Below are 24,745 nucleotides of genomic sequence, written 5' to 3' on the forward strand. Positions count from 1 at the left end.
GAGTGTTCACGACTATAATGAACAGTTATATGGATGTGCGCAAAGCGCATAATGGGATGACTTCAACCATACATTCCCTGTTTGAGGAACAGGTATTGCGAACGCCAGAAAGCATCGCTCTTCGTTTCGGCGATGATGAGATTTCGTACAGAAATCTGAATGAAGAAGTCAATTGTCTTGCCAACCATTTAAGGGAAATGTCAATCAGCCACGGTCATGTCGTCGGAGTATTGTTGAACCGTTCTATGAAAATGATCGTAAGCATACTTGCGATTCTGAAATCCGGTGCCGCTTATTTGCCGATTGACCCTCAGTATCCACTGGAACGGATTCAATACATGCTTGAAGACAGTCAAGCGAGGCTTCTGATTACCGAGACTTTGTTCGCTGGCTTAAAGCTGGATATTGAATGCATGTTCATCGATGAGAAGCCATTTGTCCACACTATTATGGAGAATCCCGCAGACATAAACCAACCGGATGATCTGGCTTACATTATCTACACTTCAGGTTCAACAGGCAAGCCAAAGGGTGTACTAATCGAACATAGAGCGGTGGTCAATTTTTTTCAGGGAATGAGAGAAGTTATTGATTTTCAACCTGGAAAGAAAATTCTCGCGGTGACGACGGTATCCTTTGATGTTTTTGTGCTGGAAACACTTTTGCCCTTGACTTGCGGTTTAAATGTTGTTATTGCCGGTGAGGCTGAGCAGAACAATCCTAGACTGCTAAGTCATTTCATCTTCAACAATGGCATAGAAATGATTCAGCTAACCCCAACTCGTGCCCAGTTGCTGGTGAAAGATGAGAAAAATGTGTTTTGCTTAAGAACACTGTCGGAAATAATGATCGGCGGAGAATCATTCTCCCAGATGTTGTTGAACAAGCTGAAGCAGCTAACACAAGCAAAAATATATAATATGTACGGAGCAACTGAAGCAACGATCTGGGCAACGGTCAGCGATGTAACGCAGCAAAAAATGATTGATATTGGCATACCCATCATGAACACCCAGGTATATGTACTGGATGAGGAACTGAACGCAGTCTCCGACAACGAAATTGGTGAGCTATGCATAGCGGGCAAAGGCTTAGCGAGGGGCTACAATAATCTTCCGGAGCTAACTGAGGGGAAATTCGCAATTAATCCGTTTGCAGCAGGTGAGCGGATGTACCGGACTGGGGATTTGGCTAGACGATTGCCTAACGGTAAGCTGGAATGCATCGGCCGGAACGACCATCAATTCAAGCTCAATGGTTTTCAGATAGAATTGGAAGAAATTGAGTACCACATGTTAAATCATGAAGCGATTAAGCAGGTTGTAGTTGTCGGTAAAGAAAGCAAGGGTTCCCATAAATACTTGTGCGCATATTACATCTCAGAATCGCAGCTGAATTCAGCTGAAATTCATGATTATTTGATAGATAAACTGCCTTTAGCGATGATTCCTTCATACTTTATCTGCTTGGACCAGATTCCTGAAACACTGTACGGCAAAGTGGATAGAAAAAGATTGCCAGAGCCTGAAACCGCCATTACGCAACCAGATGAGGATTTGCAGCTGGATAATGACAGCATTGAATATAAGGTGATTACAATTCTAAATCAAAACATCGAAATACCTGTTAACATAAGCCGCATCGATATCCACGAAGAACTGAAAGAGTACGGGGTGAATTCTATTGTATTTATAAAGTTTATCGTTGATCTAGAGGCTGAATTCGGCTTCGAATTCGATGATATGAATCTAAGTATTGAGATGCATCCAACGTTGAACAGTATAATCTCTTATATCAAAAGTTGTACATTTATGATTCATTTGTAAGCCGCAAGATAAATAAATTTTTGAAGGGTGAGAAGTATGTGTGATAGCATAACGGCTAAATATCGGGAAGTGCTGGATTCTTTCATTAAGAAGATTAAAGAAGATAGACTGGTCATTGCCGCAATTCTCGCAGGAAGTCTCTATCATGATAAGGTATGGAGAAAGTCCGATATTGACCTGATTCTCATTGTTGATGATCCAAAGAAACCGTACAAATTTCACAGCCTTATTGAAAACGATATTATTATTAATACAGGTATTTATGACCGTAGCCAATTCAAACGTGAATATGAATCAGCATTGGAGAGCAGCTCGTGGATATTGAAGTCTACTTTGCTGTTCTCCAAGGATGAAACCTTAAACGACTTACTAGGAAGACTGTCAGTAATAGCTGATAATGATCGCGATCTCCTTTTGCTGAGATATGGAACTTTGTCTGTGGCCGGGCTGGCCAAGTCTCAAAAATTTCTTTATATCAAGCAAGACCCGCTATACAGCATGTATATGGCCCAAAGGAATCTGGTCAATGAATTGGCGAGTATTGAAGTTCTGCTGAACGGCGGCGTTCCATTCAGGGAGGTTGTCGATCAAGCGCTCAGCATCCATCCGCAGTTTTTCAATTCGGTTTATACCCAGCTATTGCAACTACACAAAGACGAGAACGTAATGGACAGCATGTTGCGTCTGATCGAGAGTTACCTTGAAGAAAGAACGATGGTGCTTTTCCGACTAATCTTGGATATCCTTCAGGAAGCCGGAATGGAGGTAGCCATGAGCGAAATCCACAGGAAATTGTCTAGAGCGAATATAGACCCGGCGCTCTTGGCGGAAGCATGTGAATGGCTGGTCGAGAAAAAGGTGATCCAGAAACTATCGTCTCCGGTCAGATTAACAACCAAGAGTAGAATGCAGGTGGACGAAGCTGCTTATTATTACGAGGGAGGCAACCAGTAATGATCAAACATATCGAAGTGAAAGGCGCCAGGGAAAATAACCTTAAAAATATTAGTGTGGATATTCCCAAGGATGCTCTCACCGTCGTTACCGGCGTCAGTGGCTCCGGTAAATCATCGCTTGTGTTTGACGTCATATTCAGCGAAGGTCAGCGGAGGTATCTGGAATCGTTCGGGACCTATGCCCGGAGGTTTACTCCCCTCTTGAAGAAGCCTGATGTCGATTTTGTGTTCGGGCTGTCTCCGGTACTGGCGATCGAACAGAAGAAAGGGATCCGAAATCCCCGTTCTACGGTCGGCACCATGACGGATATAACGGATTATCTCCGGCTGCTGTTTGCATCTCTTGGTGTGGCGGCTTGTCCGCACTGCGGGCATGAATTCTATCCCAAAAAGATTAACCAGATTGCCGAGCATATTCTGTCCCTTCCTCATGGGACATCAGTGGAAATTTATGCGCCAGTATATAAAATCTATGGAGAAAAATATACATATTTGTTCGATACAATCAGAAAAAAGGGTTATCGTACATTCAGGATCAATGGAGAACTGTTCGATTCAGGGCAAAAGCATATCCTGGATGAGACTAAGGAATATAAGATCGAAGTTCTAATTGACAAGTTTATTGTGAAGGAGAATATATATAAACAACTAACGGTGGCTATCGAAAGCGCTCTGTTGATTGGGGAAAGATTTGTATGCTTGGAATTGTCGGGAGAAGCGGTAAACGATACTATACGAGAGACGTTTTTTCGGGAGTTCGGTTGCGCGGAGCATCGTACCCTTGTTGGAGAGCTATTGCCTTATTACTTTACACCCAACGACAGCGAAAGTGCATGTATAACTTGCCGTGGTCTTGGGATCTACAAGAAGGCGCAGCCTCATCTTGTCGTGGAAAACTGGAACAAGAGCATCAACCAGGGAGCATTGACCAATACTTTCTTTAACATTAAACACCCGTATAAGTACATGCTGCTGTACAGCCTTGCACAGAATTACCATTTCAGTCTGGATACTGCGTTCAGTGCATTGCCTAAGGAAGCGCAGAATGTGATTTTTTATGGAACCAAAGACCGTAAGATCATGCTGATTCAGCCACCGGGCGCCACCAGGAAGAGTGCAGAAGAGGGTAAGACCGTCATGTACCAAGGTTTAATAAATGAGCTGGATAAATCGTATAAGGATGCGAGCCGGGAGAACAGGGAAGGTGATCTTGATAATTCATGGAGCGCCATGGAATATATCTTCAAAAAGCATATGTCTGATCAGATTTGTCCCGATTGCGCTGGAACAAGATTACGCAAAACACGTTTAGGTGTCAAGCTCAATTCCAGAAATATCTATGAACTGGGTGAAATGCCTGTCGATGAGTTATATGAGTTCATGATTGCATTACCTATGCCGGAAGATAAGATTCAGATCGGCGAATCTATTGTCAAAGAGATCACGACTCGGCTCAAGTTACTGATTGACATCGGTGTGCATTACATCAGCCTTAACAGACGTGGAGATTCGCTCTCTGGAGGAGAAGCACAACGGATCAGGCTGTCCACGCAAATCAGCTCAGGCCTGTCCGGCATGTTATATGTACTTGATGAGCCCAGCATTGGACTGCATTCCAGGGATAGCTACAGAGTCATTGACACAATGAAGAAGCTTAGAGATTCGGGAAATACTGTCATCGTAGTTGAACATGATATGGACACCATATGCGAAGCCGACAATATTATTGAAATTGGGCCTGGCCCCGGCGAACATGGCGGGCACATTATAGCGCAAGGCAGCGTTCAGGAAATTATGAACGATCCGGAATCATTGACCGGGGATTTCATGGCAGGACGCAAAAAAATTCCTGTTCCCGCGTTCAGAAGAATGCCAACAGGCTTTATAAGCATTACAGGGGCCAAAGAACATAATCTCAAAAATATTGATGTGGACATCCCCTTGGGTGTGCTTGTCTGCGTGACCGGAGTTTCAGGTTCAGGAAAAAGCAGTCTCGTCAACGGCATTCTATATAAAAAGTTGCATTCACTGTACCGGGATCAACGGATTGTACCGGGAGAACACGAGTCTATCAGCGGTTACGAACATATCAACAACGTAATTAATATTGATCAATCGCCTATCGGAAAGAACTCCCGTTCTAATCCGGCAACTTACGTTGGGTTCTTCGACCGAATTCGTGAGATGTTTGCCAATACGGAAAAAGCGAAATCCAGAGGATATGAAGTCGCCTATTTCAGTTCCAACAACAAGGACGGCCGATGCGATGAATGTGCAGGCAATGGTATTCTCGTCACGGAATTGCAATTCATGCCCGATGTTGAAACAATATGTCCGGTATGTAAGGGAACCGGATTTAGCAAGGATATTCTGGAGATTGAATTCAAGGGGCAAAATATTGCGCAGGTGTTGAATATGTCCGTGGAGGAAGCAGCCTTCTTCTTTCAGGATCACAAATACATTTTGCACAAATTAAATGTTATGAACGAGTTGGGTCTCGGTTATGTCAAGCTGGGACAATCCTCCAGTACGCTTTCTGGAGGCGAAGCACAAAGAATCAAGCTGGCCACAGAACTCGGCAAAATAAAAAAAGGTGCTCACAACCTATATATTATGGACGAACCCACAACAGGACTGCACTGGATAGACATAGAACGGTTGTTGATTTGTCTAAATAAGCTCGTAGAGGCGGGGCACACCGTATTGGTCATAGAGCACCATATGGATGTGATTAAATCGGCAGATTATATTATTGATGTTGGGCCGGAAGCGGGCCGGAACGGTGGTTATATAGTGGCAACCGGTACTCCAGAGGAAGTGATACATGTACCGCAGTCATATACCGGGAAATTTCTGGGAAAAGCATTGAACTACAATATTTTTTGATATTAAAGGGGGAGTAATGATTGACAGAACAAATCGCGCTAATCGACTCCTGTAAGCTTCGGCTACATGAACAATATGAAATCAGACGAGTTGATGAAGTATTCCAATCCCTGCAGAACGAGAAAATTTTAAAAAATCCCATAATTGTAGTAAAGATGGAGTTTGGATTAAATTATCTAATTCTTGACGGGGTTCACCGGTTCCTGTCCTTAACAAGGCTTGGATATACGCAAATTCCCTGTCAAATCCTTGAACAGAAGGACTTCATCCTGCAATCGTGGTCGCATGTTGTTGAATACGGTGATTGGGTGGAAAGTTTGAGTGATAAAGTGGAGAAATACAACGGCGCTCCGGAAAGTGAAAGTGAGAAAATTAGAATTTGGGTTGGAAATAATCATGACCATCGGGAAATATGGGCAACGAAATTTCCTCCCTCTTCTATTCATGAGCTGGTTACAGAGTGGAATGAAATAACTAGTCTTTATATTAACAGGTATCCGCTGACACGTGTGGAGCATCCTTTCGTGTCAATGGCCGGAGAGAACAAGATTATCGTGCAATATCCGTCATTGCAGTTCGATGAGATTATTCAGCTGGTTAGAGAAGGATGCGTTTTGCCACCGGGTGTAACCAGATTCATTGTCCATCATAAATTCGAGAACGTGAATATCAGGTTAAGTGAATTGGATAGATCACAGTTTTTGGAAGAAAGCAGTTTGCAGCTTAAATAAAGAAAAAAGATCAGGATGAACATATTTATGGCCGCTTGTCTATCGATTTAACATAACAGGAGGGATAACCGCTTGAATATTATTGGAGTTATCGGTGCAGGGGTCATGGGAAGGGGGGTTGCCCAAACATTGGCGTCCTCTGGCTTTCAGGTAATATTGCTCGATAAGAGTACCGATATTTTACAAAGTGCGCAAGAGGAAGTTCGCAATAAGCTGCGAATGACAGCAATGTTTAACCGGAATAAGATTCCAAAAGAGGATATGGAGCTGACGTTGGCTCGTATTTCATATACAACCGAGTATGAGCAATTAGAGCAAGCGGAGTTCATTATTGAAAATGTAACTGAAAACTGGGATGTCAAAAAGGAGGTTTACAACAAGATTGATAGGGTTTGTTCTAAAGAGAGCATTTTTGCTGTGAATACCTCATGCCTGCCAATCACACGGATTGCAGCTTTGACCGAAAGACCTGATCGTATAATCGGAATTCACTTCATGAATCCGGTGCCTATGATTGCCGCAGTAGAAGCCATCAAAGGCTTTCACACATCCCCAAAAACTATCGAGACCACCCGGGGACTTCTTGATCGTATGAATAAGGAAATGATTTTGGTCAATGATTCCCCGGGATTTGTTGCTAATCGTCTTTCACATCTCCTGATGAATGAAGCGGCGTTTGTAGTGCAGGATGGGGTTGCCAATCCATCTGATGTTGATGATATTTTCAAGAAATGTTATGGACATAAGATGGGCCCCTTGGAAACTGCAGATTTAATCGGATTGGACACTGTCGTTCTGTCATTGAAAGTTTTATACGAAGATTATCAGGATCCTAAATTTCGTTGCTGTCCGTTACTGAAGAAAATGGTGGACGCCGGATTGTTGGGAAGAAAGTCAGGGAAAGGTTTTTATGATTATGAGACTTAGCTTGTTTTCGGATAGCAGGGTGTTCTATATCCTTAACTATATTAAAGGAGTGTAATCAATGGAAAATATGATTAAGGAAAAGACAAAAGCGTTTTTATCAAAATACTTCAAAAAGCGCGAACTGGCAGAGGATGAGGACATTTTTTCTCTGGGTTTTGTAAACTCACTGTTTGCCATGCAACTGGTCATGTTCATCGAAAAAGAATTTCTTGTAAGGCTTGAGAATGAAGATCTTGATCTGGATAATTTCCGGTCTATTGACTTGATAGCGGAATTGGTAGAAAAGAAATTGGCCGCTGTTTCATAGTGAATTTGTATTGTAGGAGGAGAGGCTGTGAACATCCAATTGTTGAATACTCACGAAGACCAGACTGTCGTGGAAAAGAAAATCAAATGTGTGGTTTGGGACCTCGATAATACCCTTTGGGAGGGGGTGCTGCTTGAAGATCATGAAGTTGTGCTGCGCGATAGCATCATCGATATCGTTCAAGAGTTAGACAACCGAGGCATTCTTCAATCTATCTCTAGCAAAAATGATTATGACACAGCAATGAAAAAGTTGAAAATGTTTCAAATGGATCATTACTTTCTGTATCCTCAGATAAATTGGAATGCAAAATCCTCTTCCATTCAAACGATTAAGGAGCATCTAAACATTGGCATGGATTCCATTGCATTTGTGGATGATCAGGATTTTGAACTGGATGAAGTCGTTTTCGCCCTTCCTGAAGTTCTATGTATTGGAGCACCAGAAATTCATTCAATGTTGGATTATCCAGCTTTGCATCCAAAATTTATTACGGAGGATTCCAAAAACCGCAGATTGTTGTACATAAATGATATACGGCGAAATGAAGCGGAAGAAAATTATAAAGGAGTTAAAGAAGACTTCCTTGCTTCACTCAAGATGAAGCTTCATATTTCAACCGTGACGGAAAAAGACTTGCAGCGTGTGGAGGAATTAACTATTCGCACTCACCAGTTGAATACGACAGGCTACACTTATAGCTATGAAGAATTATTGGAGTTTATGCAGTCGGACCAACATCTTCTGCTGATTTCCAGTCTTGATGACGCATACGGATCATATGGAAAGATTGGACTTATACTTATTGAAAAAGGAGAAGAAGCTTGGGAAATTAAGCTTTTACTTATGTCTTGCCGTGTGATGTCCAGAGGTATTGGAACAATTATGCTTTATTTCTTAAGTGTACTGGCTTCCAAGAATAAGGTCAGGCTTGAAGCAGAATTTGTGCCGAATGGAAGAAATAGAATGATGTATATTACTTATAAATTTGCAGGTTTCAAAGAGGCGGAGAGCAACGGTGTTATTACCATTTTAAGAAATGATTTGCTCGAAATTCAACAGTGTCCGGATTACATTCAGCTAACCAGTGACGTTAATTTGCAGGAGAGGTGACACTACATGCCTAAAACAGTATTTGTATTTCCCGGGCTGGGGTCGCAGTATGTAGGAATGGTTAAGTCCTTTTATGATCAGTTTGAAGTGGCAAGGCAGACGTTTGAGGAAGCAAGTGATATATTGGGTTACCCTTTAGATAAAGTATGTTTTGAAGGCTCACTCTCTGAACTGTCCAAACCGGAAATTATTCAGCCTGCATTGCTAACCACAAATGTCGCTATGTTTCGGGCGTTTATGGAGGAGATAGGTGTACGCCCATCCTTTTCATGTGGGCATAGCTTGGGAGAATATGCAGCATTAACCTGTGCCGGAGCAATTCGGTTTGCGGATGCTGTTGCAATTGTCAATAAACGTGGCCTTATTACCAGCGCACTCATTCAGCGTTCGATTGGTACAATGACGATATTGGATCAGGTAAATCCACGGAAATTTGAAAAAGAATGCTCAAGGATTTCTAGCGAGGGAAGGGTTGTCTCAATCTCCTGTTACAATTCCCCAAATCAAGTGGCAATCTCCGGGGAAATGGATGCCGTCGAGGAGATCGAAGAAATATGTTTGAATCATGATGGACAGGTAACTCCACTTTTTATGAGTGCACCGATGCATAGTATATTAATGGAAAAAGCTGCACTGGAATTTCGCGAGGAACTGGGAAAACACACGTATTACCCCTTCAAATGGCCTGTCCTTTCTAATGTTACCGGCAGGCCTTACGCTCAACCCGAACAGATTGCGGACTTGTTAGCCAAACAGATGTATATGCCGGTAGAATGGCAATCGACTATATCCTATTTGTTAAAATACGGAGTAAACACTTCTATTGAGATAGGACCTAAAAATGTCCTTAGTAAGCTTATCGGAGAAAGCAATCCGAATATCAAATCTTTATGCTATGGAACGAAAGAGGAGCGCCAGACCATTAAGGAACTGTTTAACGAAACGGGTTTCTGCAAAACTTCTCCCACTGTTATTTCCAAGTGCCTTGCCGCAGTGGCAGCCACACCCAATAAAAATTGGAATGTGGAAGAGTATAACAAGGGTGTGGTTGAACCGTACCGCAAACTACAGTTTATACAGGAAACTTTGGAGAAGGAAAATGCTAAACCTACCGTTATGCAGATGAGAGAGGCGCTAAATTTGCTACAGCTCATATTTGAGACTAAGCGGGTAAGCGAGAAGGAAAGGAATGATTGTATTCATCATATCCTTGATTATACGGGGAATTATTATATGCTGACAGAACAAAAGGATGCAGTGCTAAGCAAGAATTAAGAGGTGTATACAGACATTATCTTTGTTCGTGTGTTTCCAGACACGAATGGATCGGGCACAACATCTATCAGAATTCTGGCGCCAGAGCCTAACACAGCATCGATCAATAATATAACGAGGTGAAAGCAATTGAATACTCAAATCCAACACGATATTGGACAGCTCCGAAGCCAAGAGCTTGTTATTGAAGAAGCGAAAGTATTTGCTGATCAATATATTAGACCTTTGGCCCGTGAACACGATGCAACTGGAAAACTCTCAAGGACTTTAATTAATGAGATTGCCAAACGTGGGTATTTGGGAGCTACTTTCCCCGCTGAGTACAGCGGACTTGAGTTAGATCCAGTATATTACGGCATGCTCAATGAAGAGATCGGAAAGGCGTGCTCTTCTACAAGAGCGCTATTAACGGTTGGGACATCTCTTATCGGGGAAAGTATTTTGCGTTGGGGGACAACTGATCAAAAGAAAAAATGGTTGCCTCTTATTTCCTCAGCAGAGAAAATAGGCGCATTTGCGCTCACCGAACCGAAGGCGGGCACAGACGCCAAGGGGATTGAGAGCAGCTATGAGAAGGACGGAGACAGTTATATAATTACAGGTCATAAGAAATGGATTACTCTTGCAGGTATAGCTGATTTCTTCTTGGTAATAGCAAAGAATGCCGAACAACAAATATCGGCTTTTTTGGTCGATCGGAATCCAGATATAGAGATCAAAGAGATGCTGGGATTAATGGCTGCAAAAGGAAGTCATATCGCTGAAGTCAAATTCAACCGAGTAAGGGTACCAAAAGAGAACCTGCTCGGTGCAGAAGGCAGAGGCTTCAGCTGCATCGTTTCCACAGCGCTCGATCACGGAAGATACAGCATCGCATGGGCTGGTGTGGCGTTGGCTCAAGAAGCTCTTGAGGCGATGGTGAATTATGCGAGGCAGCGCAAGCAATTTGGCAAAAAAATATATCAGTTTCAGCTGATTCGGGGTATCATTGCTGACAGCATTACTGAGATTCATGCGGCTAGAGCGCTTTGTCTTCGGGCTGGTGAACTTCGTAAACAAATGGAACCGGAATCAATTGTTGAAACTACAGTAGCAAAATATTTTTCGTCAAAAGTAGCTATGAAAGTTACAATGGACGCTGTCCAAGTTCATGGGGGTAATGGGTGCTATAACGAATATCCTGTAGAGAGATTATTCCGTGAAGCTAAGGTGTTGGAAATCATCGAGGGCACTTCACAAATTCAACAGGAGATGATTGCTAGTTACGCTTTAAGGGAATATTACAATGGAAAGAAGACGATAGAATAAATGGGCATCTAAAAGGCTTCGGCGCCAGGAGATTCGTGCCAATAATCCTGCCTTATTACTTCGATTCTGATAAAGCGTCGAATCATTGATAATTAATATATCTTTACTCTCTTGGCTAAAGTCAACATTTCGAACTGATGAACAACATGAAGATTTAGCGAATGAAGGAAGGTTTACCAAGAAAATTGGGAGTGGATGGAGGAGCGAATTAGGTATTGGACCTGGATGCAGGGGGAAACCGTATCGAAGAGACGCTGAATTTTGTCCTGAGAAAAGGAATAAAGGTTGCATATATCAAGGGTAAAAGGCTGGTGCTGCCGAAGCACGAGAATTACGCCATGAATAAGCCTTATCCCAGACCCTTGAGTATATTAAAGAGCGAAGTAGAAACGTGAGTGTCTAAAGAAGGAACTAAATCCCCATCAAGTTGGCGAGGATGCGCTATTTTATTATTTTGATACCTGCAAAATACATGGAATGTTTGATTTACCAATAAGAGGATCGCCTGGGAGTTAACGATTATGGCTAAATCATCTTTTATAAGGGCTGGAGCTTGATTATATTTCATGGGGCTAGAGCAAGTGGGAAAAGAGAGACCGGAGTGGCAAAACGTAGAGGACATTCTGGCATCGAGCCCGATGCAGGAGGGGATTTTGTTTCAGTGCTTGAGCGCCCGTAGCTTTATCTAGAGCAATTCATTCTTTGGCTTTCCGGGTCAAGGAGCCGATGCCCATGTATAGGGCTTAGCATCAAGTGGTGCAAGCTAACGAGATGCTGAGGATGATTTTCAGGTGGAAAGGGATGTAAGACCCTGTCCAGATCGTATTAAAATAAGAGGGCACCGGATTGAGCTGGAGGAGATAGAGGATGCGCTGCTGTAATGCATGCCGATTAACCAGGCTACCGTAATCTCATGGAAGGATAAAGAAAACAATAATTATTTATGCACCTATTATGTATCGGACAGCAGTCTGACGCCTGCCGCGATATGCGATTCTTTGAGCCGGACCCTGCATGAAATTATGATTCCTTTCTATTTCTTCAGGCTGGAAGAGATTCTGCGTAAGCCAAACGGGAAGCGGGACCGGAAGGTCCTACCCCCACCAGAAGACTAGCTTATTGCTGAGCAGCCGCAGCCTTGGCCCGATAATCTGCCCGAGCTTGTTGTGAGAATTACAAGAAATTCTCCGGAGTAATCTGGAGTTGTCGATTCCCTTGGAGCAAATCAATTTAAACGGTAGCCTAGCCGATTTAGGCATTCATTCCATCACTTTTATTAAAATACAGGTTTCCATTGAGGCCGAGTTCGGCTTTTAATTTGAAGATGATGAGTTAAATACCGACAAGCTCCCGACGCCCCAGCATCTGGTTTCTTTTATCGAAGCCAAGGAGTCGGTCGGAAGTCAATAAATGTCATGCGAAACAGCGAATCTACATAAAGGGGGTTCGTTGTTTGGATATGTGCCAGCCATCTATGCCTGTGATGAATTAGCCTGCGGGAGAAAAGTGTCTGCTTCACGCCCGAGCTGCTGCACTAGAGCGGAGAGAAGCTGCACTTCCCGCTCTATTAATACGTCAATTATTTTAGCAAAAAGACCGGGCGGAGTCTTTTGTCTGGAAATTTGCTCCTTGAGCATCCGGTTCCGCAGATTGAGAAAATCCTTTTGAAGTTCATCGGAGACGGATAGCAGATGGCTTAAGACAGTCCCAGTGTACTTCTGGATGAAATCTATTCTTTTGCACATGAGATTCTTATGCTCCCAGAGCAGATGGAAGGGACGCACATCGAATGCCGTGAGGGAATGAAACCAGTTGTGATAATAATCCTTAAGCAGCCCGTAAACGGAAATGCCGCATACGGTGCCCGGCATCAGGTCGAATTCGGTGGATTGCAGATAAGATTCAATGGACTGGATAATTAGCTCTAGATCCAGGGGATAATGGTTCGCTTTATATTCCAATTGATAGTCGAAATGCATCCAGTGGCAATCCGCGTAATTCGCTGTAATCAATGCACTTGCGCTGGTGTACGCCTGAACGAAATCCTTAAACGTCACTGTTTGTTCTCCGGGAATTCCGGGTCCCTGGTAGCCAAGTGCGTAAAATACAGCAGAATCTAAATCATATCCGTACAGGAACAGTTCATGCGGCAAATGTTCAGTTTGGTACCACCCCCTGAAAGGAAGCTCGTAGTCATCTGCATAAACGCTTAAGTATTTCTGGTTGTCCAATAATTGAATAAAACTAGTGATAATAGAGTCCTGATTTCCAATACGTTCGGTTCTGGTATTTGCCGCAAAGGGAGATGTGTCATAGAATGGATGGTCAAAATCATAATTAAAGAAGTTCATGATTTTGGTGCGGTCATGGGGGAATTCTGGCGGACACGACAGCTGAATATAATTGCTGTAGAACCAAGGCTCATAGTCAGTGTTTCTGGAGATAACGGACAAGTGGTTCAGATGTACAGGATATGCAACAATAGCAGGCTGGCCAAGCGGTAGTTTCATTGAGACGTTCCTCCTTATTGGTTACGGAATGTGATGAGATATGCATTTAAGTAAATTATATTATATATACCATATTATACGTTAAGAAAATATTCTATAAAAGGAAAAAATATATAATCGGTGAGATCAATAAAACAGGAAGACCGCACAAATCATTCCCATAAGTCGCTGTATGAAATACGGGATAGCGAAGATCATGCCGAACAAAGCAAGTAGTAAAACCCATTGCCCCAAAAGCTGTCACCCGAGAGGATATCGCAGCCGTCCGAAGAAGAGCTGAAGGTTTACAACGAATCTTTCGCCAAAGCGTTTAGGCTGATGATTAAGCAGACGTTCTTCCTAACGGATATACTGCTTCAGGATTTAAATGGGTCATATCTCCAATTGTCCGGCAAGCTTGCCCAAGCTCTAGACCAGTTTCAGGAAAAACTCGTCGCCTACTTTGATAGTGGCATTATGCTAGTTCCTTACGATGAGCAACTAATGGGATATACTCGAACTATAAGCGGAAATGAGGTGTTTTTATATTGATGAATATTACACAGGACCGTGCCAAATTGATTCGACTAACAGGTGACCGTGCCAAATTGGATGCTAAAACAAATGGGATATATATAGTATATAAGACAAATGAAGGGGATAATGTTAGGGGATATAGTCCGGTAAAATCGAGGAGATGAATGAACAGGATTTTATCCATGAATGAGACAGAGGCAACGATGTTTGTGTTTGCGGGTAATAATGGAAGTGGCAAGAGCACAATCCGCAACTTGATTGTGGACCGACTTGGAGTCAGTGTGAATATTGATCCAGATGCACTAGCTCATAAGATCAATAGCTTTCAACCTGATAAGAGTAGAGTTTCCGCAGGGAAAGTGGCTATAAAGATAGCCAGGGAATGTATCCGGAATCCGTTAACAATAGCGCATTTATAAAGCAACCTGTCTGCGGATGAGTTGCTTTTTTTGTGTGCGCCTCACAGTCGCATCATCTAGGTGGTTCAAATCCACCTGGTAACTTTTCCCTTTAAAGTGCCGTAGCCGAAGCAGAAATCCGGCACTCACGTGCGGGATTGGCAGGGTGTCTTCCGTGAGGAAGAATCCGAAGGGCCTGCAGGCAAAGTCCAGCCCGGAATGCGGTGAACCAGAGGTGGCGGCGATGGTAGGGTGACCCGCATAGAAAACGGGGAAACTTATACACAAGTATATTCTACAGGAAAACAAACAAAGGGAGATGACCCGTAGGACTCATCGACGTGATTAGGGTCAGGATGGATGGAACAGAAGATGCAGGTGACTGAGGGAAGTCCCGTAGTCTCCTTGACGCAAACGCGATAAGGTAGGGGCGGTATAACCGAAAGGGAAAGCCAATGCGAAGGATTGCGAGATGGCGGATCGTTTCGTAGTAGTGAGTAAATTCGGGCCAATGAAAGCTGGTAACAGTCTGGATGAGAAAACCCGGATGAGTATGCGCCTGATTTTTTTTGAAAGGCAATTAGTCAGAAAAAAAGTGGTGTCGCATACCCTGCTCTCACTCCAAAAGAGGAGAGACAGAGGCGAAGGGAACGTGCTTTGTCAAAGCTTGTGAGTGTTCGTGAGTGGAGATCGTAAACGTCTTAAACCAGCGAGGGTTTGACCGAGAGGGTACGTCCCGCCGAGAGCGAAAGAACGCTTGGGGATGAGGCAAACTGGCGACCTGAGTACATCCAAAGGCAGCAGGAGCGATTGAAGTTTTTTTCTAGCACGCAGTTGCCGGGATGGAACGAGCAAGGAATCGATGCTCTGTAGCGAAAACAAGACCAGCTTGGTGAGTCACGGTAAAGGTGGTGAAACACCAATGAAACCGAAAAGACGTTACTACTCCTTAATCGATAAGGTATACCAAATGAACAATCTGCACGAAGCGTGGCTATCGGTGAAGAAGAATCAAGGAAGTGGCGGTGTGGACGGCGTAAACACCCTAATGTACGAAAAGAATCTGCACATAAACCTAAGGGAACTTCAGAGGTTATTGCAGCAGGGTCGGTAACTACCCGATCCGGTGCGCAGACGTTATATCGAGAAGGGGAATGGGAAATTAAGACCGCTAGGCATTCCCACGGTCCGGGATCGGATCTGTCAGCAAGCCGTCCGTCAAATCATTGAGCCTATCTTCGAAGAGGAATTTTACTATTATAGCTTTGGTTTTCGGGCAGGATACTCGGCACATCAAGCCATACGGACCATTCGGAGAGCCAAACGAAACGGATATGAACATGTGGTAGACCTGGATATTGTATCTTTCTTCGATGAAATTCCACACGAAGGACTCATGGAGAAGGTGCGAGAGAGAATCACCGATGGAAAAGTGCTGACGCTCATTCGCGATTGGCTAACGGCGGGAATCATGGAAGATGATCAGTTCCATGAAACAGAAATCGGGTCTCCTCAGGGTGGAGTGATCTCGCCGCTCTTGGCGAACATCTATCTGAATACGTTTGACTGGGGAATGAAGGAGCAGGGATTTGCTGTAGTAAGGTATGCGGACGATGCGGTGATCCTATGCAAGACTAAGGAGCAGGCAAAGACGGCATATCTGGCGGCAAAGAAGATACTGGAAGAAGACCTGCGTCTACGGATGCATCCGGAGAAAACAAAGGTTGTGGATTTTGATGAAGGATTTCGTTTTCTGGGTTTCGACTTGAAGAGGGAATATGTGACCTTGCCGGACGCGAAATTGAAGAAATATAAAGAGAAAGTGCGAAACGCGACCCGCAGGCAACAAGGAAACAACCTAGACGGAATACTCAAGAAATTAAATGGAATTGTCCGAGGCTTTGGAAATTATTTCGGTATAGGAAATGTGAAGAAGAAGTTTGAACGTCTGGATCAATGGATGCGAATGAGGGTGCGAGACTTTATGCGTCACAAGAAATCTACGGTGTCAAACCGGCTGAGTTTAAATAAGGTATTGGAATCAGCGGGAATGGTATTTCTAACAAGCTTACTCACCACACGTTCCTAATTCAGGAGTGAAATAGGCAATCCGGCGACGGATGAAGGAAGCTCACTCCTGAAGATGGGGAACTGACGAAGGAAAGCCGTGTGCGGGAAATCCGCATGCACGGTTTGACGGGGAGTCCGAGGGAGTAATCCCTTGTCTTACCCTACTTTTCAGACCTAATTTTGAACAGGTTTTGTTTTACGAATATATCGTCCTGGAGATACCCCTTCTGACTTCGTAAATTGTTTGGTGAATGAATATATATCCCCGTAACCAAGACTGACGGCTACGTGTTTGATGGGAAGTCCAGACAGCAGCATCATTTTTGCCTGTCTCATTAAATGTTCAGTGTGGTATCGCTTAGGGGAAATTCCCGTAGTCTCTTTAAACAATTTCCGAAAGTTCTCGTAGCCCATATTCACGGCAGATGCCACTTCCTGAATATCAAAGTGAATATCATTGGAGGCACTAATCAGCTCGCAGGCTTTTGTTATTTTACTTTCATTTTCATTGCTATGAGCATTTTGAATGCTGCTGTGTAATCTGATAATCAAATCCTGAGACTTCATTAGCAGGGAAGGAAGACTTTCATCTGTTGCACTTTTCAAGGCTTTCAGCAAGGAAACAAAATCAAAGAAAAAATCATTCGTATGCTGTGTCGATTGGACTTCCTTATCGGAATTAATAATGCCAAGTGTCTGTAAGTATGAATAGACAGGATACCCGATACTGATATAAAACTCGATCCAATTCCCATCTGGTTCAATTGCAGTAGAGTGCAAACGTTCAGGTAGACGTTGAACCAAATCGCCTGCTTGCATAGGAGTAACAGTACCGTCCGCAGAAATAAACGTTCCACTGCCTTGCAATACTACAAAACAGCTGTAATATCCTATCTTGAAATCATATTGAGAACGCTCTGCTGATCTTTTCCGCATAAAGCCGCAAGATAAAATACCCTGATTAAAATCTTTGCCGATACACCGGTAGATTACATCATTTTCATTAATGTCTTCAAAATTCATGTATTCACACTCCTGCCAAAATGGATAAATGAAATACCATAATCAACATTTAATATAAGGAATTTTCCTTATATTATAAGGTTATCTACATTGAAAGATCAACCAATTAGAACAATCGATGGGAGTGTTATTTAAGCCTATGAAGCTAAGCAGAGATTGGGAAAATCAATATGTTACTCAAAAAAAACGTTATCCCATGCATGAGCCCTACGGAGTATACGAAACCGTTGAACAGGCTTTAAGCGGAGACCGGAGAAAGTCTAAATACGTAAAAAGCCTGAATGGAATATGGAAGTTTAAATGCTTTGGATCTCCCGATGAAGTAACGGATGAATTCTATAGTCCTGAACATGATGTTTCCGATTGGGATCATATTCCGGTTCCTTCCCATTGGGAGCTTTCGGGGTATGGAAAACCTGTATACACCAATATGTTGTATCCCTTTGTTCAAAAAGGGGAGGGTTCACATCATGAGATTCAACTCAAGCCTAATGAATACATTTTGAATCCGCCTCATGTGCCGGAGAGTAATCTTACCGGTTGTTACGTCCTAACGTTTGAAATTGACGAACATTTTTACGAAAGGGATATATTTATTGATTTTGGAGGTGTAGAATCGTGTTTTTATCTTTGGTTAAACGGCAAGCTGGTTGGTTATTCTCAGGACAGCAAGCTTAACGCTTCTTTTGAGATCACGGATTACATTCAAAAGGGACAAAACCGTATAGCTGTTCAGGTGATGCGGTTTGGAGCCGGTACTTATCTGGAGGATCAGGATTACTGGCATCTCTCGGGAATCTACCGGGATGTTCTCATTTATGCAAAACCACAGATGCGCATCCATGATTATAAGATCGAAACCCTCTTTTCCGGTAATTACAGCAATGCCGAATTATCTGTGAAGGTTGTACCTAACAATCAAGTGAATGGTTATGGTGATGCGCATGTGCGGTTGTCCCTGTATGATAGCGATCAGCAATTGGTGACTGCGTTTGAAACGCCAAAGTTTGCGGACTTTGCATTCTACCTGCAAGAAAAATATGTAGCAAAGGTTACGAAAACCATTTCAAATCCTCACTTGTGGAGCGACGAAAATCCGTATCTCTATAAATTGGTGTTAGAAATGATTGATTGTTCTGGAAATGTGGTTGATATTGAGAGCGCGAATGTCGGCTTCCGTGAAGTGAAGATCGATCGCAAAGGGGTCCTGAGAATTAATGGGAAGCGTCTCATTATACGGGGAACCAATCTTCACGCCTTTTGTCCTGAAACGGGACGAGTCGTAACAACAGAATATATGCGTGAGCAAATCAAGGTCATGAAATCGCTGAATATCAATGCGGTAAGAACAAGTCACTATCCGCACGCCATCGAATGGTATGACCTGTGTGATGAACTGGGCATTTACCTGGTGGATGAAGCGAATATTGAAACACACGGTCTTGGCGGTCAATTAAGCGCATCCCCCGAATGGACAAATGCGTATATGGAACGGGCTACACGGATGGTTCTTAGAGATAAAAATCATCCATCCATTATTCTCTGGTCTCTGGGTAATGAATCCGGTTATGGAGCGAATCATGCTGCTATGTACGGCTGGATTAAGGAGTATGACAAAACAAGGTATGTTCAGTATGAGTCTCTGAGTCCTCCGGCAAATATCTCCGATATTGTGGCGCCTATGTATCCTCAGAAAGATTGGATCTTGGATGTCATGGCTGATAGCGAAGATTTGCGTCCTTTTATTATGTGTGAATATGCGTATGCGAAAAGTAACAGTAACGGAAACTTTAAGGAATTTTGGGATCTCGTTCATAAATTCCCGCGGTTTCAAGGAGGATTTATTTGGGATTTTCAGGATAAAGCGCTAGTTAGGCAGGATAAAGACGGAAATAAAAAGTATGTCTATGGCGGGGCATTCCAGGAAGAGGTTACTGATCCTGCACCTGATATGTGCCTGAATGGTGTTGTTTTCCCTGATCTAACGCTCAAGCCGGCTGCGAATGAAATAAAAAATGTACAAGCTCCTATCCAGATCGATTACATGCCTGGGAATAATGGCTTTCGAATTTATAATCATTACACGCATCGGGATTTAAGCCATTTGAATATGGTTTGGGAGCTGGTTTGCGATGGAAAGGTGACTGAAAGCGGTAGTTTGCCTAGATATCACACAGCACCCGGATCCGTTGATAAGCTGCAAGCGCCATACGATTCGTCTAAAGTCTCCGGGGAAGCTTTTCTGAATTTCTATGCTTATTTGGACGAGGACACCTTTTATTCTAAGAAGGGAGCCTGTATTTATGCCTGCCAGATAGAGATTAAGGATTCTGTGAATAAAGTGCATACCGGAGATATAGAAAAGGATAGCTTGAAGTATGATGAAACGGCAAATGAAATTCATATCTATAATGAAAATACAATGGTTCTTTTCTCGAAAGAAACCGCAGAGTTCATCTCTGTAAAATACAATAACAAGCATTATTTCACGGGAGGAACAAATAACTTCTATCGCCCTCCGACAGGCATTGATGCAGGTATTCATCTCGAATCGTCCAATTATGCAGATGAATGGAAAGCGCTCGGTCTCCATTCCCATCAAAAAGAAATCAAGAATATCCGGGTATTTGCAGCACCAGCTGCTGTTATCATTCAAGTTCATTGTCTATATCATGGATGCATTGAAACCAAAACCAATTACACCGTTGGCGGCAAAGGTATAGAAATCAATAATACCGTTGTGAACAATGCCAAGGTCGACACTCTCCCGAGAATTGGGCTAAGCTTTAAGTTCTCTGATGCCTGGAAGAAGTTGAAATGGTATGGTCGCGGACCATGGGAGAACTACGCGGATCGTAAATCTGCCGCATTCGTTGGAGTATATGAGAGCACTGTAGAACAGCAGCACGTACCCTATATCTTACCGGTAGAATGCGGTGGTAAGGAGGATGTCCGGTATTTATATTTGTCATCCGAAGAACAAGCAGTAAAAGTATCGGCAGCGGGACATTTCCATTTTGATATTCATGGACACAGTATTGAGCAATATGACAATGCCGCCTATGAAGACGAGCTGGGACATTCAGATTCTGTTTATCTTCATATTGATCACAAACATGCAGGTCTTGGTGGAGATACCGGCTGGACCAAAAATATTCACGATCCCTATCAAATTAAGAAAGGTATTTATGTGTATACGGTAACTATAGAAATTATTTCTTAAGAAAAACGCATCCGCTGCAAACTTCAGATGATATCCTTTCGTTTATATGCCGAAATTATTTGAAAAAGATGAGCAACTGGAGATGCCGACAATGATAAGTGAGGGGCAAATGGTTAGAGAATATTGTACAGGAAAGATCGAGAATATGACTGAGCAGGACTTCATCCATGAATAAGACAAAGGCCATCCTTTTTAGGATGGCCTTTCCTTTACACTTTTAACTCCTCTTACTTCCCACTCTCCAGCAATCTCGCCACCATAGTAGCAAACTCTGCCCGGGTAATGTCTTTTGCAGGCTTAAAGGTACTGTCTTCGTAGCCTGTAATAATTTTATTCGATGCCAGGGCATCAATGGAGTTATAGTACCAGGCCTCTTTGTTAACATCTTTGAATGATGTGTTTCCGGTACCTGTCAGCTTAAACGCTCTGGTGATCAGTGTTGCTAATTCACTGCGGCTAATCTTCGCGTTCGGACGGAAGGTGCCATCGCTGTATCCGTTCATCAGGCCGGCACTGGCTGCTGCGCCGATATACTTATTGGCCCAATGTGCCCCAGATACATCGGTGAAGCTGCTTGCTTGTCCTTCAAGTCCCATGTGCGTTGTAATGACCTTAATGGTCTCGGCACGGGTCAGGCCTGAATTCGGACGGAAGGTTCCATCTTCATAACCTGTTAGTAATCCTTTGGAAATCAGCAGGTCAATGCTTGCTTTTGCCCAATGATTCAGTGTATCTGTGAAGCTGACCACTTCCGGCGCAGGTGTTGGTGCTGTTGTTTCTGCTGGTGCTGGTGTAGCTGTAGGAGCCGGTGTAGCTGTAGGTGATGGCGTTGGTGTTGCCGGTGGAGTTACGGTACCTCCTCCAGGACTTGGATTGCTTGGTTCATTGTCTACTGGATCAGGATCAGTAGGGGTTGGAACATATGGGAGTGCTGGTGCAAAAGCGGTAAGCAGTCTGGCTTGACTTTGCTGCTCAAGCGCATAGCCCATGCCCAGAACCTTGGCATCGTCCCACGCTCTGCCCACAAGCTGCATCGAGATCGAATATCCGCTGTCGTTCGTTCCCACAGGAACCACTACCGTAGGGAGACCCACATTAGATGTTAATACGCCCGTGTTGCGGTCCGAACTTAATTGAGAGGCTGATGCGTCATTGTTGTAGACGTCACTGATGAAGCCTGCATAGACAATGGCATCCACGCCATTCTCGTCCATCCAGCCTTTGATCACTTCTTTATAGTCCGTTCTATACTTGATGTAATCTTGTACAGCCTGTTCCGTCATCCGCGTAGGTGCAGTGTAACCTCTCTGATTATAGATAAGCACCTTATCTGAAGCGAGTACACTTGCTCCGTCCGCGTAAGGGAAGGCTTTGTGAAGCTCAATGTAGCGCGCCCAGCCTTCAGTAGATCCGTTAATGCCTTGAGGACGGGTAGGAGCTGCTGGCATTTTTGTCATTTCAACCATTTCCGCTCCCGCAGCTTGCAGTTCTGAGAACTTATTCTTTACGGCTAGTCCGGTATCATCATCCGCATAACTGGAGACAAAGGATTCGGGGATGAATCCGATTTTCTTTCCTTTCAGTGCACTGGCATCCAGAGATTCCTTCCAGTTCACCGGACGTTTATGATCTGCATCAGCAGTTACGGTGAAAATATCCTGCGGGTCCGTACCCGTTGTAGCATTCAGCATAATAGCCAGGTCCGTTACGGTTTTGGCAATGGGTCCCGCATAATCCTGTCCCCAAGTGAGCGGGAGCACACCTGTCGTACTCGCCATGCCGTCTGTACCACGGAAGCTTTTTAGACTGGCACCTGTTGTAGGTGCATAGAGAGATACCCCGGTCTGCGATCCCATAGCTGCCGCTGCGAAATCAGCTGCAACCGATACTGCCGATCCTCCGCTGGAGCCGAAAGAGGTTTTGGAAGGATAGAGTGCGTTCCATGTCTGCATCCAGCCGCTTTCACTAAAGCTTCCGCTGTTCGCGAACTCCGAAGTGTTGACTTTACCAATAATGACCGCGCCGGCTTCCCGCAGCTTATTCACCTGGAAGGCATCCGATTCAGGGCGCCACCCTTCAAGTGCTTTACTGCCGCCTGTTGTAGGCATGTCCTTGGTGTCATAGATGTCTTTGATCGCAATCGGAATTCCCAGCAGATCGCCCTTGGCGCCTTGTGCACGGGCTTCGTCAGCCGCTTTGGCCTGAGCCAGCGCAGTTTCGGATACATGCAGGAAGGCATGGAAGCCGAGTTGCCCCAAATCGTAAGCTTTGATTCGATCAAGATACGCTTGCGTAATTTGGACAGAAGTTGTTTTACCGCTAATCATATCCTGTTGCATCTCTGCAATGGATTTATTCACTACATTATAGGGGGAGGAGGTGATGAAGCTTTGCGCTGCCGGAGCCTCTGGAATGAACAGGTTATCTCCAGTATTAAGTCCCTCTATGCCTGAGATATCCCAGTTGCTGATGGAGCGGATCTGTGCAGGGATTAAGCCGGATACATCCAACTGCTGATGGAGTCCATTAAGCGTGGCAACCAGATTGTTCAGCCCGGCTTCACCAGCTTCTCCAACTTGTACAAAATTCACCAGGGATTTCGACTGGCCCGGTTCAAGATTCAAGGTATTAATGAAGCCATAGAAATTCGCCTCATTACCGGACTTGGCCAGAGGTGTGGTGAATGGATTCTGCTGCTGATTCCCAAGAGCGGTTAATCCATTATTAAATGGATGTGGAGACCCGACTGCAACACCTAGAGGTTTATTGTTTCTGGCACTGCTATCGACCACAATCCATGAATCGTCTGTCGTCACCTCAAGATCATTGGAGTAGGTTGCCTTGACCACTGAAGCATTAGCTGCTGTGCCATAGCCTAAGGAGCCGCCGAAGGAGACATCTACTTTTACAGCCATATCATTCTTATTGGTAAAAGTATCAAAGAATCTAGTTCTATTATTAATAGTGTCCACATACACATCACGGGTGACGGTGACATTTCCGAGATTAACAGATTGAGAGGAAGTGAATCTATTAACGCCATCGTATTTGAGGTCGAACCCGCGCATCATTTGTCCATTCATCAGGGAAGCTGAAGGTGAGGATACTTTAACAAAGATATTACCGAAGCCCTGTACTTGTGTAGTGCCGACGGTACGCAAGCTTCCTGTGTCTAAGCTGGGAGCAAAAGCATCGTGAATCTCCCATACGGTGCCACTAGAAGAAGTAACCCTCGTTAAAGCATCAGCCGTTTGAAACGGAATGACTCCTGAAGCAATGACAGATAACGCAATGGAAGTAGCTATAACTTGCCTCTTCGTTCTACGCAGACGTTTCAACTTACTCATGTAGGCAATCTCCCTTTCCTCTATGTATATTATTAATTGTGTTAAGAAATATAACATTGTATATTAATTCAGTCAATGAATAATATGAAATTGAACTATTTTTAGAGATTTTAACAAAGGGGGAGTACTGTATTTATTAAAAAGTGTATAAAAAATAATATAAAGGTGTTTTATATAACATTTATTGTTATGTATATGGTAGTTATCCTGGTTAGTTTTTTCATAACCCTACTTTTCTGCTGATAGATTATGGAATGTGCTACAATTCACCCATCCTGATCGTTACAGGGGCTGTGGCGGCTTTTCTCATTGTTTTTACAATCCAATTC

General features: G+C 43.6%; 16 protein-coding genes. 13 read left to right on the forward strand and 3 right to left on the reverse strand.

Features of this window, described 5'->3' with window-relative positions; all coding sequences use genetic code 11:
- Window positions 1–17 precede the first annotated feature (17 nt).
- From MKX51_RS05860 to MKX51_RS33155, 11 genes are all read left to right on the forward strand, one after another.
- A complete protein-coding gene (locus MKX51_RS05860) occupies window positions 18–1,826 on the forward strand; it encodes a non-ribosomal peptide synthetase (RefSeq protein WP_340991545.1) in 1,809 nt (602 codons plus the stop codon).
- Window positions 1,827–1,862: 36 nt separating this feature from the next.
- Complete coding sequence (locus MKX51_RS05865; RefSeq protein ID WP_340991546.1) at window positions 1,863–2,780, forward strand: hypothetical protein; 918 nt, start codon at window positions 1,863–1,865, stop codon at window positions 2,778–2,780.
- A complete protein-coding gene (uvrA, locus tag MKX51_RS05870; protein ID WP_340991548.1) occupies window positions 2,780–5,668 on the forward strand; it encodes an excinuclease ABC subunit UvrA in 2,889 nt (962 codons plus the stop codon). Before MKX51_RS05865 ends, uvrA begins: the two co-directional genes overlap by 1 nt.
- Before the next feature lie 20 nt (window positions 5,669–5,688).
- Window positions 5,689–6,399: a ParB N-terminal domain-containing protein gene (locus MKX51_RS05875; RefSeq protein ID WP_340991549.1), complete on the forward strand. Its 711-nt coding sequence runs from the start codon at window positions 5,689–5,691 to the stop codon at window positions 6,397–6,399.
- A 72-nt stretch (window positions 6,400–6,471) separates the two neighbouring features.
- Window positions 6,472–7,326 carry a 3-hydroxyacyl-CoA dehydrogenase family protein gene (locus tag MKX51_RS05880; RefSeq protein WP_340991550.1) on the forward strand — a complete coding sequence of 285 codons (855 nt, stop codon included), beginning with the start codon at window positions 6,472–6,474 and terminating at the stop codon, window positions 7,324–7,326.
- Window positions 7,327–7,384: 58 nt separating this feature from the next.
- On the forward strand, window positions 7,385–7,633 hold the full coding sequence (locus MKX51_RS05885) for an acyl carrier protein (RefSeq protein ID WP_340991551.1): 249 nt from the start codon (window positions 7,385–7,387) through the stop codon (window positions 7,631–7,633).
- Between the two features lie 27 nt (window positions 7,634–7,660).
- Window positions 7,661–8,746: an HAD-IIIC family phosphatase gene (locus MKX51_RS05890; RefSeq protein ID WP_340991552.1), complete on the forward strand. Its 1,086-nt coding sequence runs from the start codon at window positions 7,661–7,663 to the stop codon at window positions 8,744–8,746.
- Between the two features lie 6 nt (window positions 8,747–8,752).
- On the forward strand, window positions 8,753–10,021 hold the full coding sequence (gene fabD / locus MKX51_RS05895) for an ACP S-malonyltransferase (protein WP_340991553.1): 1,269 nt from the start codon (window positions 8,753–8,755) through the stop codon (window positions 10,019–10,021).
- A gap of 129 nt (window positions 10,022–10,150) precedes the next feature.
- Window positions 10,151–11,329 (forward strand): acyl-CoA dehydrogenase family protein, encoded by a 1,179-nt coding sequence (locus tag MKX51_RS05900; RefSeq protein ID WP_340991556.1) that lies wholly within the window; start codon window positions 10,151–10,153, stop codon window positions 11,327–11,329.
- A 215-nt stretch (window positions 11,330–11,544) separates the two neighbouring features.
- Window positions 11,545–11,724, forward strand: coding sequence for a hypothetical protein (locus MKX51_RS05905; RefSeq protein WP_340991557.1), 180 nt, complete (start codon window positions 11,545–11,547; stop codon window positions 11,722–11,724).
- Between the two features lie 787 nt (window positions 11,725–12,511).
- Window positions 12,512–12,646, forward strand: a complete 135-nt coding sequence (locus tag MKX51_RS33155; RefSeq protein ID WP_445322061.1) for an acyl carrier protein — start codon at window positions 12,512–12,514, stop codon at window positions 12,644–12,646.
- Between the two features lie 155 nt (window positions 12,647–12,801).
- Here MKX51_RS33155 and MKX51_RS05910 read toward each other — a convergent pair whose 3' ends face one another.
- Window positions 12,802–13,839, reverse strand: a complete 1,038-nt coding sequence (locus tag MKX51_RS05910) for a hypothetical protein (protein ID WP_340991558.1) — start codon at window positions 13,837–13,839, stop codon at window positions 12,802–12,804.
- Between the two features lie 2,040 nt (window positions 13,840–15,879).
- Here MKX51_RS05910 and ltrA point away from each other — a divergent pair.
- The gene (gene ltrA, locus MKX51_RS05920; protein WP_340991559.1) at window positions 15,880–16,842 is read left to right on the forward strand and encodes a group II intron reverse transcriptase/maturase; all 963 of its coding nucleotides are present in this window, start codon (window positions 15,880–15,882) and stop codon (window positions 16,840–16,842) included.
- Window positions 16,843–16,997: 155 nt separating this feature from the next.
- Here the strand turns inward: ltrA and MKX51_RS05925 are convergent, their stop codons facing one another.
- On the reverse strand, window positions 16,998–17,846 hold the full coding sequence (locus MKX51_RS05925) for a helix-turn-helix domain-containing protein (RefSeq protein ID WP_340991560.1): 849 nt from the start codon (window positions 17,844–17,846) through the stop codon (window positions 16,998–17,000).
- 139 nt (window positions 17,847–17,985) lie between these two features.
- On the opposite strand from MKX51_RS05925, the gene MKX51_RS05930 reads away from it, so the two are divergent.
- A complete protein-coding gene (locus tag MKX51_RS05930) occupies window positions 17,986–21,069 on the forward strand; it encodes a glycoside hydrolase family 2 TIM barrel-domain containing protein (RefSeq protein ID WP_340991561.1) in 3,084 nt (1,027 codons plus the stop codon).
- 227 nt (window positions 21,070–21,296) lie between these two features.
- On the opposite strand, the gene MKX51_RS05935 is transcribed toward MKX51_RS05930, so the two are convergent.
- Window positions 21,297–24,416, reverse strand: a complete 3,120-nt coding sequence (locus MKX51_RS05935) for an amidase family protein (protein WP_340991562.1) — start codon at window positions 24,414–24,416, stop codon at window positions 21,297–21,299.
- Window positions 24,417–24,745: the final 329 nt, after the last annotated feature.

The organism is Paenibacillus sp. FSL M7-0420, from assembly GCF_038002345.1.
Lineage (GTDB): Bacteria > Bacillota > Bacilli > Paenibacillales > Paenibacillaceae > Paenibacillus_AQ.

What these genes read in the sequence shown, in the direction of transcription:
- MKX51_RS05860 (WP_340991545.1), top strand. Translation starts at nt 18, where the DNA reads ATGAACAGTTATATGGATGTGCGCAAAGCGCATAATGGGATGACTTCA.
- MKX51_RS05865 (WP_340991546.1), top strand. Translation starts at nt 1,863, where the DNA reads ATGTGTGATAGCATAACGGCTAAATATCGGGAAGTGCTGGATTCTTTC.
- uvrA (WP_340991548.1), top strand. Translation starts at nt 2,780, where the DNA reads ATGATCAAACATATCGAAGTGAAAGGCGCCAGGGAAAATAACCTTAAA.
- MKX51_RS05885 (WP_340991551.1), top strand. Translation starts at nt 7,385, where the DNA reads ATGGAAAATATGATTAAGGAAAAGACAAAAGCGTTTTTATCAAAATAC.
- fabD (WP_340991553.1), top strand. Translation starts at nt 8,753, where the DNA reads ATGCCTAAAACAGTATTTGTATTTCCCGGGCTGGGGTCGCAGTATGTA.
- MKX51_RS05910 (WP_340991558.1), bottom strand. Translation starts at nt 13,839, where the DNA reads ATGAAACTACCGCTTGGCCAGCCTGCTATTGTTGCATATCCTGTACAT.
- MKX51_RS05925 (WP_340991560.1), bottom strand. Translation starts at nt 17,846, where the DNA reads ATGAATTTTGAAGACATTAATGAAAATGATGTAATCTACCGGTGTATC.
- MKX51_RS05930 (WP_340991561.1), top strand. Translation starts at nt 17,986, where the DNA reads ATGAAGCTAAGCAGAGATTGGGAAAATCAATATGTTACTCAAAAAAAA.
- MKX51_RS05935 (WP_340991562.1), bottom strand. Translation starts at nt 24,416, where the DNA reads ATGAGTAAGTTGAAACGTCTGCGTAGAACGAAGAGGCAAGTTATAGCT.